This is a genomic window from Pseudotabrizicola sp. (assembly GCF_030684215.1).
Lineage (GTDB): Bacteria > Pseudomonadota > Alphaproteobacteria > Rhodobacterales > Rhodobacteraceae > Pseudotabrizicola.
In genome coordinates this window covers 33,049-47,833 of record NZ_JAUXOV010000076.1, presented here as the reverse complement: position 1 = coordinate 47,833, position 14,785 = coordinate 33,049, and the positions used below count along the sequence as shown (strand labels likewise).

The 14,785-nt window shown below is 63.4% G+C and carries 15 protein-coding genes; 10 read left to right on the top strand and 5 right to left on the bottom strand.

Annotated elements, in window-relative coordinates; genetic code table 11:
• The first annotated feature begins 2 nt into the window (after window positions 1-2).
• From Q8K08_RS19255 to Q8K08_RS19230, 6 genes are all read left to right on the top strand, one after another.
• Window positions 3-1,226, top strand: a complete 1,224-nt coding sequence (locus Q8K08_RS19255; protein WP_304797936.1) for a PotD/PotF family extracellular solute-binding protein — start codon at window positions 3-5, stop codon at window positions 1,224-1,226.
• A 74-nt stretch (window positions 1,227-1,300) separates the two neighbouring features.
• A complete protein-coding gene (locus tag Q8K08_RS19250) occupies window positions 1,301-2,404 on the top strand; it encodes an ABC transporter ATP-binding protein (protein ID WP_304797934.1) in 1,104 nt (367 codons plus the stop codon).
• Between the two features lie 8 nt (window positions 2,405-2,412).
• Window positions 2,413-3,762, top strand: coding sequence for an amidase (locus Q8K08_RS19245; RefSeq protein ID WP_304797932.1), 1,350 nt, complete (start codon window positions 2,413-2,415; stop codon window positions 3,760-3,762).
• A 34-nt stretch (window positions 3,763-3,796) separates the two neighbouring features.
• Window positions 3,797-4,699: a polysaccharide deacetylase gene (locus tag Q8K08_RS19240; RefSeq protein ID WP_304797931.1), complete on the top strand. Its 903-nt coding sequence runs from the start codon at window positions 3,797-3,799 to the stop codon at window positions 4,697-4,699.
• A 71-nt stretch (window positions 4,700-4,770) separates the two neighbouring features.
• Window positions 4,771-5,061, top strand: a complete 291-nt coding sequence (locus tag Q8K08_RS19235) for a hypothetical protein (RefSeq protein ID WP_304797929.1) — start codon at window positions 4,771-4,773, stop codon at window positions 5,059-5,061.
• Entirely contained in the window at window positions 5,054-6,040 is a 987-nt protein-coding gene (locus Q8K08_RS19230) for a GTP-binding protein (protein ID WP_305251346.1), read from the top strand. Before Q8K08_RS19235 ends, Q8K08_RS19230 begins: the two co-directional genes overlap by 8 nt.
• On the opposite strand, the gene Q8K08_RS19225 is transcribed toward Q8K08_RS19230, so the two are convergent.
• From Q8K08_RS19225 to Q8K08_RS19215, 3 genes are all read right to left on the bottom strand, one after another.
• Entirely contained in the window at window positions 6,037-6,705 is a 669-nt protein-coding gene (locus Q8K08_RS19225) for a nuclear transport factor 2 family protein (protein WP_305251344.1), read from the bottom strand. The two genes, Q8K08_RS19230 and Q8K08_RS19225, sit on opposite strands and share 4 nt — an antisense overlap.
• 22 nt (window positions 6,706-6,727) lie before the next feature.
• The gene (locus tag Q8K08_RS19220) at window positions 6,728-7,261 is read right to left on the bottom strand and encodes a GNAT family N-acetyltransferase (RefSeq protein ID WP_305251342.1); all 534 of its coding nucleotides are present in this window, start codon (window positions 7,259-7,261) and stop codon (window positions 6,728-6,730) included.
• A gap of 105 nt (window positions 7,262-7,366) precedes the next feature.
• Window positions 7,367-8,596, bottom strand: a complete 1,230-nt coding sequence (locus Q8K08_RS19215; RefSeq protein WP_304802494.1) for a DegT/DnrJ/EryC1/StrS aminotransferase family protein — start codon at window positions 8,594-8,596, stop codon at window positions 7,367-7,369.
• A 95-nt stretch (window positions 8,597-8,691) separates the two neighbouring features.
• Here Q8K08_RS19215 and Q8K08_RS19210 point away from each other — a divergent pair, with 95 nt between their 5' ends.
• Window positions 8,692-9,036, top strand: a complete 345-nt coding sequence (locus Q8K08_RS19210) for a hypothetical protein (protein ID WP_304802492.1) — start codon at window positions 8,692-8,694, stop codon at window positions 9,034-9,036.
• Between the two features lie 3 nt (window positions 9,037-9,039).
• Here Q8K08_RS19210 and Q8K08_RS19205 read toward each other — a convergent pair whose 3' ends face one another.
• Window positions 9,040-9,699, bottom strand: coding sequence for an HAD family hydrolase (locus Q8K08_RS19205; protein ID WP_304802491.1), 660 nt, complete (start codon window positions 9,697-9,699; stop codon window positions 9,040-9,042).
• A gap of 86 nt (window positions 9,700-9,785) precedes the next feature.
• Here Q8K08_RS19205 and glmU point away from each other — a divergent pair, with 86 nt between their 5' ends.
• Genes glmU through Q8K08_RS19190 form a run of 3 tightly spaced genes read left to right on the top strand, consistent with a single transcriptional unit; the run spans window position 9,786 to window position 13,667 of the window.
• Entirely contained in the window at window positions 9,786-11,135 is a 1,350-nt protein-coding gene (glmU, locus tag Q8K08_RS19200) for a bifunctional UDP-N-acetylglucosamine diphosphorylase/glucosamine-1-phosphate N-acetyltransferase GlmU (RefSeq protein ID WP_305251339.1), read from the top strand.
• A gap of 4 nt (window positions 11,136-11,139) precedes the next feature.
• Window positions 11,140-12,963 carry a glutamine--fructose-6-phosphate transaminase (isomerizing) gene (glmS, locus tag Q8K08_RS19195; protein WP_305251337.1) on the top strand — a complete coding sequence of 608 codons (1,824 nt, stop codon included), beginning with the start codon at window positions 11,140-11,142 and terminating at the stop codon, window positions 12,961-12,963.
• Window positions 12,960-13,667 (top strand): DNA alkylation repair protein, encoded by a 708-nt coding sequence (locus tag Q8K08_RS19190; protein ID WP_304802486.1) that lies wholly within the window; start codon window positions 12,960-12,962, stop codon window positions 13,665-13,667. Before glmS ends, Q8K08_RS19190 begins: the two co-directional genes overlap by 4 nt.
• Here Q8K08_RS19190 and Q8K08_RS19185 read toward each other — a convergent pair.
• Complete coding sequence (locus Q8K08_RS19185; protein ID WP_305251335.1) at window positions 13,654-14,748, bottom strand: anhydro-N-acetylmuramic acid kinase; 1,095 nt, start codon at window positions 14,746-14,748, stop codon at window positions 13,654-13,656. The two genes, Q8K08_RS19190 and Q8K08_RS19185, sit on opposite strands and share 14 nt — an antisense overlap.
• Window positions 14,749-14,785: the final 37 nt, after the last annotated feature.

The window sequence follows — 14,785 nt, the reverse complement described above, 5'->3', positions numbered from 1 at the left end:
GAATGACAATGAATTCCCTATCCCGCCGCCGCTTTCTGCAGGGAACTGCAGGATCGGTCGCCCTTGCAGCCGGCGGTATGCCCTTTCTGGGCGCGCAGCAGGCCTTTGCCCAGGATCTCGCGTCGCAGGAATTGCGCACGGTCGGCCTGTCGGTGACGGTGCAAGAGCGCATCCTCAACGACTTCAAGACGGCATCGGGTGTGCGTGCGGTGTCGGGCAAGGCCGACATCTTCCCCAACACCCAGACCGAACTTCTGTCCGGCTCCACCGCTTATGACTGCTGGGAAACCATCGGCGAGCGTCTGCCATCGATCGTGATGACCGATCTTGTGGCCCCGATCCCGGTGTCGGCGCTGTCGAACTGGACCGGCGTGGGCGAAAGCTTTACCACGCCATCCGACAAATGGGACCGCAGCGCGCAGATCGTCGGCCAGATCTGGACCGACGAGAGCCAGACCGCACTAAACATGGTGCCGACGGTCTATAACTTCGACTCGATCGGCTATCGCCCCGACCTCGTGTCCGAGGAAGAGGCGTCGATGTGGTCGTCGCTGTTCGACCCCAAGTTCAAGGGCAAGACCGGCCTGAACGTTGACCCGCTGATCGCCTTTGGTCAGGCCGTGATGGCCATGAACGAATTGGGCCTGCTGGAAGTGCCAAACCCAGGCAACCCGGACGCAGCCGCCATCGAAGAAGCCGCGAAGTTCCTGATTTCCAAGAAGAAAGAAGGCCAGTTCCGTGCGCTTTGGGGCGACTTCGGCGAACTCGTCAACCTGCTTGCCTCGGGCGAGATGATCTTGGCCGACGCATGGCAGCCTGCCGTGATGGCGGTCAAGGCGCAGGGCGTGCAATGTTCCTATGCCACCATGAAGAACGGCTATCGCGGCTGGGCCATCGGGGTTTCGGCGCTGAAATCCTCGCCCAACTTTGACGCGGTCACCGCCTATGCCGATTACTGGCTGTCGGGTCCGCCAGCCGTGGCTGTGTCGGAACAGGGGTACTATTCGCCCAACGACAAGGTCAAAGCCATCATGGCGCCAGAGAAATACGCGTTCTGGTATGAGGGCGCGCCATGGGTCGGCGCTGAAGAGCGCGGCATCAAGGAAGGCGATTTGCGCGACGGTGGCTCGCTTGCCACCCGTGCGGCCAACGTCGCCTACTGGCACCAGTGGCCAGCAGAATACGACCTGCTGATCCAGAAGTGGGACGAATTCCTGTCCGCCTGATCCACCCTTGACCCTTGCGACCGGGGCGACACCCGCCCCGGTCGTGCAAAGACATGAACCCCGAGGACGAGCCCGTGGCCTACGACCTATCGCTTTCCAACATCGGCAAGGTATATGACAACGGCACGCCCGCCGTCATCGACTTCAATCTGGATGTCGACAAGGGAGAGTTCATCGCCTTTCTTGGCCCATCAGGCTGTGGAAAGACCACCACGCTGCGCATGATTGCGGGGTTTGAATCGATCACCTCGGGTGATCTGATGATCCGGGGCAAGCGCATCAACGACATGCTGCCCGAACATCGCCCCACGTCGATGATCTTTCAGAATTATGCGCTGTTCCCGCATATGACCGTGCGCCAGAACGTGATGTTCGGGCTGGAGGTCAAGGGCCTGCCCAAGGCCGAGGCCGATCGCAAGGTGGACCGCATCCTTGACAAGCTGGGCCTGACCGAAGTGGCGGGGATCCGCACCACCCGGCTTTCGGGCGGCCAGCGTCAGCGCATCGCCCTTGCGCGCAGCCTTGTGGTGGAACCCGATATCCTTTTGCTGGATGAACCCTTGGGCGCGCTGGATGCCAACCTGCGCAAAAGCATCCAGAACGAATTGAAACTGCTGCAACGCGATCTGGGCATCACATTCGTTTTTGTGACCCACGCCCAATCCGAGGCGCTGGCCCTGTCGGACCGCATCGTGGTGATGAACGCGGGCCGCGTCGAACAGATCAGCCCGCCGCGCGAACTTTACACCCGCCCGCAAAGCATTTTCGTGGCCCGCTTCATCGGGGCGAACACGCTGATTGCCGGAACCGTTCGGTCGGGCGGCAGTGAGGACGTGATGGTGGACACCGCCTTTGGCCCCTTGGCCGCCCATGCCCCTGCGGGCGGGACCTCTGCCGGGGCGCAGGCTTCGATCGTTCTGCCGGCCGAGTCGATGCATGTTCTGCCCGGCACCATGGCCGAGGCCGAGGTGCGCGCCCAGCATGGCAGCAATGTGATTGCCTGCACGATCAACCGCTTGCAGCTTGTCGGCCATATTCTGCAAATCGCGCTGACCCTGCCCAATGGCGAGGCGGTGTCGCTCGAAGGCCATGCCGACAAGTATCGTGACACGCTGACGGCGGGCAGCACTGCCTTTGTGGCGTGGAACCCGTCCGATGCCACGCTGATCCTGCAATAGGCCAGACCATGACTGCACCCACCGCAAGCATTCTGGCGCAAGACCTTCGGGCGGGGCGCCGCGATCCGGTTGATCTGGTCGATGAGGTCTTTGACCGCATCGACGCCCATGACGACCCTGCGCTGTTCATCCGCCAGACCCGCGACCGCGCCCGGGCCGAGGCGCGGGCCGCGCGCGAGCGGCTGCAGGCCGGGTTTCCGGCAAGCCTGCTCGACGGCGTGCCTCTGGCGTGGAAGGATCTGTTCGACCTTAGGGGCACGGTCACGACTGCAGGCTCGGCGGTACTGCGCGACGCAGCCCCGGCCCCACAGGATGCAGCGCTGGTGCAGGCCGCGATGCGGGCGGGTCTGGTGACCATCGGCACCGTCAACATGACGGAATTTGCCTATTCTGGCATTGGCCTGAACCCGCATTACGGCACGCCGCGCAATCCGCGTGCGGGGGGTGTCGCCCGCTCGCCCGGCGGGTCCTCCTCGGGCAGCGGGGCGGTGGTGGCGGCGGGTATCGTGCCCTTGTCCATCGGCACCGATACCGGCGGGTCCATCCGTATTCCGGCTGCGTTCAATGGGGTGGTGGGCTACAAGACCTCGACCGGGCATCACCCGATGGACGGCGTCTTTCCCCTCTCGCCCACGCTCGACACACTTGGCCCCTTGGCGCAGACGGTCGAGGATTGCGTGCTGGTCGACACAGTCTTGCGCGGTCTGACGGCCCCGCGCGCGGTGGCCTGTGCCGCGACCGAGATTGACTGTGTGATCCCCGACGCGGTGATGTTCGAAGACCTTGACCCGGCGGTCGCCCGCGCCTTTGACGACACCGTGCAGCGCCTGTCACGGGCGGGCGTCCGGGTGCGGCGCATCGCCTTGCCCGAATTGTTCGAGACCGCCGAGATCATCGCGGCCCTTGGCCCGCTCACCTCGGTCGAGGCGGCCATCGTGCATGAGACGCGGTTGAACACGCCCGATGAGGCGCGGATTGACCCCCGCGTGATCCGCCGGATCCGCATGGCCGACAAGATGACAGCGGTGGATCTGTCGCGGCTCTTGTCCCATCGCGCACGGCTGATTGCGGCGGTGGGCGCGCGGATCGGCACCAGTCTGCTGATCTGTCCCACCACCCCAAGCGTGGCCATGCCGACGGCCCCGCTCGAAGCGGATGTGGAGGAATTTTTCCGCCACAATTTCCGTACCTTGCGCAACACCGCCCTTGGCAATTTTCTGGATTGGTGCGGCCTTTCTATCCCCAATGGCATCGACGGCGACGGCATGCCAACCGGGCTGATGATCTGCGGCACCCATGGGCGCGACACCGCCCTTTTGTCCGCAGGACTGACACTAGAGACCCTCGTCCGGGGCTGATCCCGGCCAAAGACCAACAAGGAGGAACGACAGAATGGCTAAGAAAATCATGTGTGCCTTTGGCACCGACATCGACTCGGTCGCCGGATGGATCGGGTCCTATGGCGGCGGCGACAGCCCGTCCGACATCCAGCGCGGGATTTTCGCCACCGAGGTTGGCGTGCCGCGCCTGCTGCGCCTGTTCAAGAAATACGACCTCAAGACCAGCTTCTTCATCCCCGGCCACAGCCTTGAGACCTTTCCCAAGGAAATGGAGATGATCGTCAAGGACGGGCATGAAATCGGCGCGCATGGCTATCTGCACGAAAACCCGATCGCGATGACCCCGACGCAGGAAGAAGACGTTCTGGTCAAGTCCATCGAGTTGATCGAAGGCCTGACCGGGCAGAAACCGCGCGGCTATGTGGCGCCGTGGTGGGAAATGTCGAACTCGACCGCGGCTCTGCTGCTCAAGCACGGCTTTACCTATGACCACAGCCAAGGCTACCGCGACTTCCAGCCCTTCTATGCCCGCGTGGGCGACAGCTGGAACACCATCGATTATTCCAAATCCGCCAAGGACTGGATGCATCCGCTGAAGCATGGCACGGAAATCGACCTCGTGGATATTGCGGCCAACTGGTATGTCGATGACCTGCCGCCGATGATGTTCATGAAAAAAGCGCCAAACAGCCACGGCTTTGTCAACCCGCGCGACATCGAGGAACTGTGGCGCGACCAGTTCGACTGGGTGTATCGCGAAATGGACTACGGCGTGTTCGCCTTTACCATCCACCCCGATGTGGCCGGCCGTCCGCAGGTTCTTATGATGCTGGAGCGGTTGATCGAACACATCAACAAGCACACCGGCGTCGAATGGGCGACCTTTGAGGATATCGCAAACGATTTCCGCAAGCGCTATCCCTTTGCCAGCGGAAATCGTCCCGAAGTCATCTGACCTTACAACCGGGCGCGCGGGAACAGTTCCGCGCGCCCCTTCCTGCAAGACCGCCTGCGAAAGGTCATCCCATGTGCAATGCCTGTGGCAACCCCGCCGCCCCCGGTCACTGGACGGACGCCGGAACGACAACCCCCGGCGACCGGCTACGCGCGCGCTTTCACCGTGCGGCTGTGCTGCGCAACGTGCTGCGCCCCTACGGTCTGACCGCGCATGACGACGGATCGGTGCCGGGCATCCAGCTTTCCACCTTGTCGGGCGCTGTCACCATGGTCGATACGCTGGAGGATCTGTGGCAAGAGGCCGAACGCCTGGCGGGCCGCAAAATCGATCCGCTGGACCCGCGCTATCTGAATGACTGATCCCGTGCCCGACACCCGCCTGCGGCTGACGCTTCTGGGCGGCTATCTTGGGTCGGGCAAGACCACATGGCTGCGCCATCAGTTGCATGTGGGGGCTTTTGGGCCGCGCGTACATGTCATAGTGAACGAGGCCGCCGAGGTTCCCGTCGACGACGCCTTGCTGTCGGGCGCATCGGGCATGACCCTGCTGGCGGGGGGGTGCTGTTGTTGCACGGGGCGCGCGGCGCTGATCGACGCGCTGCGGGCGCTGTGCGACCAGCGCAGCCGGCTTTCTGCCGATGCGCCCCGGCTGGACCGGGTGGTTCTGGAAACCAGCGGCCTTGCCGATCCCGGCTCGATTGTGGCGGCGATCCAGTCCGACCCGGTTCTGGTGCATCATATCGTGGTCGAGACCACCATCGTTGCAGTGGATGCGCTGCACGCGCTGGCGCAACTGGCAACCGAACCCCTTGGGCGGCGGCAGATCGGGGCGGCGGATCATCTGGTGCTGACCAAGGCCGATGCGGCAGGCCCCGCCGATCTGGCACGGCTGCGGGCAACGCTAGGCCTGCTCAACGGCCATGCGACAGTCAGTGCCAGCGTCCTGGGGGCCGAGGTAGCCTTGCCCCCCCTGCCCCCCGGCACCCTGCCCGCCGACCTGCCGCCGCTTGGCCCCGATGACGTGCGCGGCCCGATTCAGCCGACACAGGTTCACATCCCAGACGGGCTGGACTGGGCGTCGTTTGCGGTGTGGTTGTCGGCGCTGCTACATGCGCGCGGCGAGGATCTGGTGCGCGTCAAGGGCGTGGTGCGCACGCCCGCCGGGCGCTTGCTGTTGCAAACCGTCCGCAAGGTAGTGCAATCGCCGGAAATCCTGCCCGATCAAGGGGATGCGCGCAGCGACAACGTCATCGTCTTCATCGGGCGCGGCTACCGCCCCGAGGATATTTCCCGCTCGATGCAGCGGTTTCTGGACCTGCCTTTGCCTCTGCCGGTTTAGCCTGTACGGGCCTTGCGATAGGAATCCTTCAGCGCGATCAGGTCGCCGTCAAACCGGAACAGGTCGCAGCCCTGAACATCCACCTGCCGCCCCGACCGGTCCGTGCCGACAAAGCGCCATTCCGAAACACCGATCTCTCCCAGCACGCTGTGACGGTCCTCGGTCCATGCGGCTTGTGGAAACTGGTCGAACATCGCGGCATAGGCGGCGCGCACGGCGTCGCGGCCCTGATACTGCGTGCCTTGCGCCAAAGGCCCGGCCGAGGCGTGAAAGGCGCAATCCGCCGCCATGCAATCCATCAGCGCGTCCACATCGCGCGCGTTCCACGCCGCCATGAACCGCACCAGCACATCGCGCCGCTGATGGGCTGCATGGTCGCGCACGGTTTCCACCTCCAGAAAGGCCAAGGGGGCGGCACCTGCGTTGATGACGTTATGTTCCACCCCCGTCCGCCGGGAATAGGGCACACCTTGGGTCAAATGCGCCTGCGCCTGTGCGCCGCCGGGGTTTTCCAGCGCCAAGGTGCCATCCGTCAGCGGCACGATCACATAATCATGGCCATGCACATGCCAGCCGGTTTCCGCCCCCGGCGCAAAGCGCCATTCGGTGACCCGAAAGGTGTCATCGTCGATATGCACAACCGGTTCGGCTTTGGCGCGGGTCATTTTCGGCTCCTGTCGCTGGTCTTTAATCAGTAAGGTCTTGTGGCGCAGGGTGACGCCAGACTTGCATCGGGCCAAGGCGCACATGGGTGAAATCGCCCTCAAGCCAGCAGCCCATGCGCTGAGCGAGGCGGATGGACCGGATGTTGCCCGGATCAATCAGGCTGATCGCCGTTTGCCAGCCCAAGCGGCCATAGGCATGGGCGCGCGAGGCAAAGGCCGCCTCCAACGCGATGCCCCGGCCTTCGGCATGGCCCATCATCACCCAGCCCACCTCGGGCTCGGGCCAGCCTTCGGGGAACCACAGCCCGACATGACCGCAAAACCGGCCCGTGGCCTTTTCCTCAACCGCCCAGAACCCATAGCCGCGCAACGCCCAATGGCCCAGATGCGTGGCCAATCCGCGCCACGCCAGTTCCGGCGTCAAGGGGCCGCCGATGAAACGCGACCGTTCGGTGGCGTAAAACCCAGCGAAATCGGCGAAATCGGATTGGCGATAATCGCGCAGCACAAGGCGTTCGGTTTCCAGATGCGGAATCGTGAAAGTGACGGAAGTCATCAGCGTGCACCCCGGATCAATCAAGCCAAGGTTAGCCGTCAAATCCCCGAAGCAATAGGGAAATCTGCTATGCCGCAGCGGCACGGCACCGGGTGCAGGCCCGCTTCAGTCCCCCATCTGCCCCAGCGTCACCCGCTCGATCTCGCCCTGCCCGACGGCCAGAACCTCGGCCCGGATGATCCGCGCGATCAAAGCCACATCTTCGGGGCTGAATGTCAGCGGCAGCCGCAAGTCGATCAACCCGGCCAGAACGGCATCGGTTTGCGGCAAGGACTGGGGCGATGCGTAGCGCCAATGCTCATAGCGGCTAGTAAATCCAACCGGATCTGGAGCACCAAACCATTTCAACTCTACCCCGCGCGCGGCACAGCGCGCCACCAGTGCGGCCACCCGGCCCGGATCCCACCCCGGCAGGGTGAACTGAAAGCTGGAAGGCACGAACGCCTCTGGCTCCGGGCGCGGGATCAGGCGCAGACCGTTGGTCTGATCCAAACCCCGTTCCATCACACGATACAGCGCAGTCCAGCGCGCGGCACGATCGGGCAGCAGGGCTATCTGGGGTCGCAGGATCGCCGCGCGCAAGTTGTCCATCCGCCCCGAGACATTCGGCACGTCCAGCCGCAGCGCCTCGAACACCTCGGGCGGAGGGGCGGCAAGATGGCGCTCATACAGCATGTAGCTGCCCGACAGCAAAACAGACCGCGCCGCAAGACCGGCATCATCTGTCACCAGAAATCCGCCCTCGCCCGAGTTCATGTGCTTGTAGGTCTGCGTCGAATAGCAGCCGATCACCCCATGCCGCCCGGATGGCACGCCGTTCCAAGCGGCCCCCATCGTATGCGCGCAATCCTCGATCACGCGCACCCCAAGACTGTTGCACAAGGTCATCAGTCTATCCATGTCACACAGATGCCCGCGCATATGCGACAGAACCAGAACCTGCGCCCCCGTTGCACGGGCCATCTGTTCCAGATGGGGGAAATCAATGGTCAGATCTCGCGTTGTCTCGATGAAAACCGGCCGCGCGCCAATGCTGGCAATCGCGCCCGGCACCGGGGCAAGGGTAAAGGCATTGGTCAGGACCGGCGCACCGGGACAGACCTGCACCGCCCGCAAGGCCGTGGCCATGGCATAGCCGCCCGAGGCCACCGCAAGGCAATAGCGCGCGCCGGTGAACTCCGCGAACTCTTGTTCCAGCAGCGCGGTTGGCGACACTTCGCCCGCCGCCGTGTTGTAGCGGTGCAGGCGGCCATGGCGCAAAATATCCAACGCCGCAGCTATCCCTTCTTCGGGGATCGGCTCTTGCTGGGTGAAACTTCCGGTAAATCGCTCCATCCTAGAGACCATGCTGCGCAAAGTGCAGGTCGTCAATGGCTTGGCGCGGGCGTGACGCTATGGCACGGTAGCGTTCAGAAAAAAGGAATCCCCCAATGCGTAATCTATGTGCCGCCATCCTTTTGGCGCTGTCATTCGGCCAGACTGCTCAGGCAGATCTGGTGATCGAAGGACGGGCGGCGCAGGCGCTGCACTGTGCGGCAATGCTCTTCATCGTCTCGACCGAGCTTTATGACATCGGCGAAATCTCTCGCAACACCCGCGACAATGCGCAGCGTGCCGCCCTTGTGATCCTGGATCAGGTGCCGGGGAGTGAAGACCAGCGCCGCCGCGCCATGGTGCAGCGGTTTGAACGCATCATGACAAGCCGGACGCTGGAGCAATTGGTCAAAGAATATAACGCTACTGCAAGATGGTGCCGCAGCGCCTTTTTACGGTGAGGATCAGCGCAGCATCCGGGCTGCAAGCTCTGGCAGGTCGTCGAAATGGTCCAAAAGGGCTTCGGGCGCCAAGCGTTCAATGCTGCGCCCCTCTGGCCCAAAGGTGACCAGCGCGACCGGAACCCCGACCGCAAGGCCGGTTTTGCGGTCGGTATCCGTATCCCCGATCAGCATGGACCGGCCCACGATGCCGCCCACCTGCTCAACCGCCGCGATATAGGGCGCGGGGTCGGGTTTGCGGGTGGGCAGGGTATCGGCCCCGATCAACGCCCCGAACAGCCCGCGAATGCCAAGGCGAAGTGTCAGTTCCTCGGCCAGACCTTCGGGCTTGTTGGTGCAGATCGACACCGCAAATCCGTTCCGGCGCAGGGCCTCGACCGCAGCAACTGCGCCGGGGTACAGCGTGGTATGCACATCAATCGCCTGCGCATAGGCGTCGAGCAGCACCGGGTATTGCGCATCGATCATCGCGTCATCAAACGCACCCAGTCGTGAAAAGCCCAGCCGCAGCATGGCCCGCCCGCCATGGAACGCGCACAGCGCATCCCCCGGACCCAGCAGGTCGCCATGGCCCAAACCCCGAAAGCAGGCATTGGCAGCGGCCAGAAGATCGCCGCTGGTATCTGCCAAGGTGCCATCGAGATCGAAAACCACTGTGCGCATTGATTGTAACCTTGCGTGAGGAACACGGCCCTTGCGGCCCAGTGTGCCATGGGTAAAACGGGGGAACCAAGAAAGAAAGGGGCAGCATGCCGGTATCTTTGGTCATTCTGGCAGCAGGTCAGGGCACACGGATGAATTCCGACCTGCCCAAGGTGCTGCACCATATGGCAGGCAGCCCTTTGCTTCACCACGCCATGCAGGCGGGCCGCAGCCTTGGGCCAGAGCGGGTGGTGGTGGTAACGGGCCACGGCGGCGACGCCGTGACGCGCGCAACGCTTGCCTTTGACGAAGACGCGCTGACGGTGGTGCAGGCAGAACAGTTGGGCACCGCCCACGCGGTTGCCCAAGCAGCCCCCCTGCTGGCCGATGCATCGGGCGATGTGATTGTACTGTATGGCGACACCCCGCTTGTGCGCCCCGAAACACTTCAAGCGATGCAGGCCGCCCGCGCCCGCCATGCCATTGTTGTGCTGGGCTTTCACGCCGCCGATCCTGGACGCTATGGCCGGCTGTTGGCTGATGGGGACTCGCTGCTCAAGATTGTCGAATACAAAGATGCCTCCGATGAGGAACGCGCAATAAGCCTTTGCAATTCAGGCGTCATATTTGCCGATGCCAAACTGATGTTCAGCCTTGTGGGCGAAGTGGGCAATGCCAACGCGGCGGGCGAATATTACCTGACCGACCTACCCGAACTTGCCCGCAAACGCGGGTTGTCGGCGGGTGTGGTAATCTGCCCCGAGGATGAAACCCTTGGCGTGAACACAAGGATTCAACTGGCCGATGCCGAGCGCGCTTTTCAAACCCGCGCCCGCGCCGAGGCGCTGGAAAACGGCGTCACCCTGACCGCGCCTGAAACGGTGTTCTTTGGCCTTGATACCGTGGTGGGCCGCGATGCCATCATCGGCCCCAACGTGATTTTCGGCCCCGGCGTCACCGTGGAATCAGGTGCGGAGATCAAGGGCTTTTGCCATCTGGAGGGCTGCCATATCAGCCGGGGGGCCACTGTCGGCCCCTTCGCCCGCCTGCGCCCCGGTGCCGAGTTGGCCGAAGATGTGCATGTCGGCAACTTCGTCGAGATCAAGAACGCCATTCTGGATGAGGGGGTAAAGGTCGGCCACCTAACCTATATCGGTGACGCGGATATTGGCGAGCATACCAACATTGGCGCGGGCACCGTTACTTGCAATTATGATGGCGTGATGAAGCACCGAACCCGGATCGGCAAGAATGCTTTTATCGGATCCGATACCATGCTGGTCGCCCCGGTAAGCGTGGGCGATGGCGCACTGACCGCCTCTGGCTCGGTCATAACCGAAGATGTGCCGGCCGAGGCGCTTGCGATCAGCCGTGCCAAACAAGTGAACAAACCCGGCCTTGCTGCCAAACTTTTTGCGCGACTGCGCGCCATCAAGGCCGCAAAGGCCAAAGGATAATCCCATGTGTGGAATTGTTGGTGTTCTGGGCAATCACGAAGTTGCCCCCCTGCTGGTCGAAGCGCTGAAACGGCTGGAATATCGTGGGTATGACTCAGCGGGCATTGCCACGGTGAACGGCACAAAGCTGGACCGCCGCCGCGCGGTGGGCAAGCTGGTGAACCTGTCGGACCTGTTGGTGCATGAGCCTTTGGCCGGAAAATCCGGGATCGGGCACACCCGTTGGGCCACCCATGGAGCGGCAACGGTGATCAACGCCCATCCGCACAAGGCAGGTCCGGTTGCGGTCGTACATAACGGCATCATCGAGAATTTCCGCGAGCTGCGCGAGGAGCTGGCGGGCGCGGGCTATGCACAAGAAAGCCAGACCGACACCGAAACCATCGCCCTGCTGGTACAACAGGCGATGGATGGTGGCGCCACTCCGGTTGAGGCCGCGCGCCAGACCCTCAAACGCCTGCACGGGGCCTTTGCGCTGTGCTTCTTGTTTGATGGCGAGTCTGATTTGCTGATCGCCGCGCGCAAGGGCAGCCCTTTGGCGATTGGCCATGGCACGGGTGAGATGTTTGTGGGGTCTGACGCGATTGCCTTGGCGCCAATGACCGACCGTATCACCTATCTGGAAGAAGGCGACTGGGCGATCATTACCCGGCAAGGCGCTGAAATCTTTGACGATCACGACCGCCGTGCCAATCGGGCGGAAACCCGCATCCAGATTGACGCAACGCGCATCGACCGGGCTGGCTACAAGCATTTCATGGCGAAGGAGATCGCGGAACAGCCGGTGGTTCTGGCCGATGGCCTGAGACACTATACGCGCGGCGGGGTGAACCCCGCCCTACACCTGCCCGAAGGTGTTGATTTTACCGGGGTGGACCGCATTGTTCTGGTCGCCTGTGGCACGGCGTCTTATGCCTGCCATGTTGCGAAATACTGGTTCGAACAGCTTGCGGGTCTGCCTTGCGACATCGATATCGCGTCAGAATTCCGCTACCGTGAGCCGCCCCTTTCGCCAAAGCAATGGGCGGTGTTCGTCAGCCAGTCAGGCGAGACCGCGGATACTCTGGCCGCCTTGCGCTATGCACGCGAGCGGGTGGCAAAGGTGGTGTCGGTGGTCAATGTGCCCACATCGTCCATCGCACGCGAGTCTGATCTGACGCTGCCGATCATGGCCGGGGTAGAGGTGGGCGTGGCCTCTACCAAGGCGTTCACGTCGCAACTGATGGTGCTGGCGCTGATGGCGCTGAAGGCAGGGGTGGACCGTGGCCGGCTGGATACGCAGGCCCTTGGCCGCCATCTGGAATCACTGCATGCGCTGCCGGGGCTGATGAACCACGCCCTTGGTCAGTCGGGTGAAATTGCAAAGCTTGCCGAAGATCTGGCCCGCGCGCAGGATATTTTATTTCTGGGCCGCGGCCCGATGTATCCGATGGCACTGGAAGGCGCGCTTAAACTGAAAGAAATCAGCTATATACACGCCGAAGGTTATGCATCGGGTGAACTGAAACACGGCCCCATTGCGCTGATTGACGCGGATGTGCCGGTCATTGTTCTGGCCCCGCGCGATGCCCTGTTCGACAAGACCGTGTCGAACATGCAAGAGGTGATGGCGCGCAATGGCAAGGTGCTGCTGATCTCAGACGCCGCTGGTCTGGCCGAGGCTGGCTCTGGCGTTTGGGCAAGCCTTGCGATGCCCGCTGTCGATGCGATTTTCGCGCCGATCCTTTACGCCGTGCCAGCACAATTGCTGGCCTATCACACCGCCATAGCAAAGGGGACCGATGTGGACCAACCACGTAATCTGGCCAAATCGGTGACAGTGGAATGACCCCGTATCAAGCCCTTGAGGCACTTGAAGCGCTGACCGATCCGGCAAAGGCGGCCGAGGCCGCAGAGTATCACAAGGCCCCGCCCGAGGCGGGCCGGCGCTATCTGGGACTGACCCCGGCGCAAATCGACGAACATGTCGCCACATGGCGCGCCGATCTCTCGGTCGAGGGCCGGGTGTCATTGGCCGAAGGCTTGTGGAACACCGATGTGCATGATGCTCGCGTGGCGGCCGCCAAGCTGCTGACACAGGCACGGCTGCGCCCGGATGACCGGGCGTGGGCAGTGATCTGCGACTGGGTGGACCAGCTTGACGTCTGGGCGCTGGCCGATCTGGTCACGACCGCCGGGCAAAAGCGGGTGGTGGCCGACCCGGCCCGGCTGGCCGATCTGGAACAATGGGTAGAGAGCGAAAACCATTGGGTGCGCCGCGCAAGTCTGCTGATGCTGCTGCCATGGGCCAAGATGAACAACCTGAAAGACGCAGATTACGACATCCGCGAAACCGGGCTGGTCTGGGCAGAACATCTGGTTCCCGACCGCAACTGGTTTATCCAAAAGGCGATTGCCGACTGGCTGGGGGTGCTGTCAAAGCACGACCCCGCCCGCGCGGCCGAGTTCATGGATGGTCCCGGTCTTGGGCTGAAGACCTTTGCCCGCAAAGAGGCCGCCCGGCGCCTGCCAGAAGCCCCTATGGCCGACTGACTTTCCCGCCCCCGACCGCCGCCGGAACCCCGGTGGTGGCGGGCGCGCTGGTGGGCAGGCCCCGCAGCACCCGCACCGCCAGATAGGCAAAGGCTTGCGCCTCGAGCATATCGCCGTTCAGACCGATCGCTTCTACCGGTTCGGCCACAAGACCAAGCCGCTGTGAAAGCTGCGCCATCATCGCGCCGTTGTGCCGCCCGCCGCCACAGACGAACAGGCGCGCGACGGGGGCAGGAAAATGCTCGGCCCCACGCGCAACCGCTGCCGCAGCACAGGCAGTCAGGGTCGCCGCAGCATCAGCATCGGACACATACGCCACAGCAGAAAGCAGCGCCGGAAAATCGTTCCGGTCCAAGGATTTTGGCGGCATCTTGAAGAAATAGGGGTGGTTCAGGAAAGCCGCGACCACCGCCTCATCCACCGTGCCCGAAGCGGCAAGCGCCCCGCCCTCGTCTTGTGCCACGCCGCGCCGCGCCAGCATCAGATCATTGATCGGCGCATTCGCAGGCCCGGTGTCAAAAGCCAGAAGCGCGCCGGGCTCATCGGGCCGCGACAGACCCGGATCAACCCATGTCAGGTTGCCTACCCCACCAAGGTTCAGGAACGCCACAGGCTCTGTCAACCCGGCGTAGCGGGCGCAGGCGTGGTGAAAGAACGAGGCCAGTGGCGCGCCCTGCCCGCCCATCTGCACATCGTTTGACCTGAAATCCCACACCACGGGGCAGCCCAGCACATCCGCCAGCAGCGCACCATTTCCGGCCTGATGCGTGCCACGTCCACGCGGATCATGCGCCAGCGTCTGGCCATGGAAACCCACCACCTCGGCCCCGGTAAAGCGCGCCAGTACCTCGGCATGGGCGGCCTCTACCACTTCGGCAGCCGCCTCTACGCCCGGATCACCCGGCCAGTGGCCAAAGCCCGCGCGGATCACCGCACGTTCGGCCTGTGTGTAGGCCCGGTAAGCGTCTGGCCCGAACTCGGTGATGGTATGGCCATCGGTGAGCACCATTCCCGCATCCACCCCGTCAAGCGAGGTGCCAGACATCGCCCCCAAAGCCCAGACCGGTCCCGATACTCGCATCTTTCCAAGCCCCCGCACGCCCGCTATACCCCCCGAA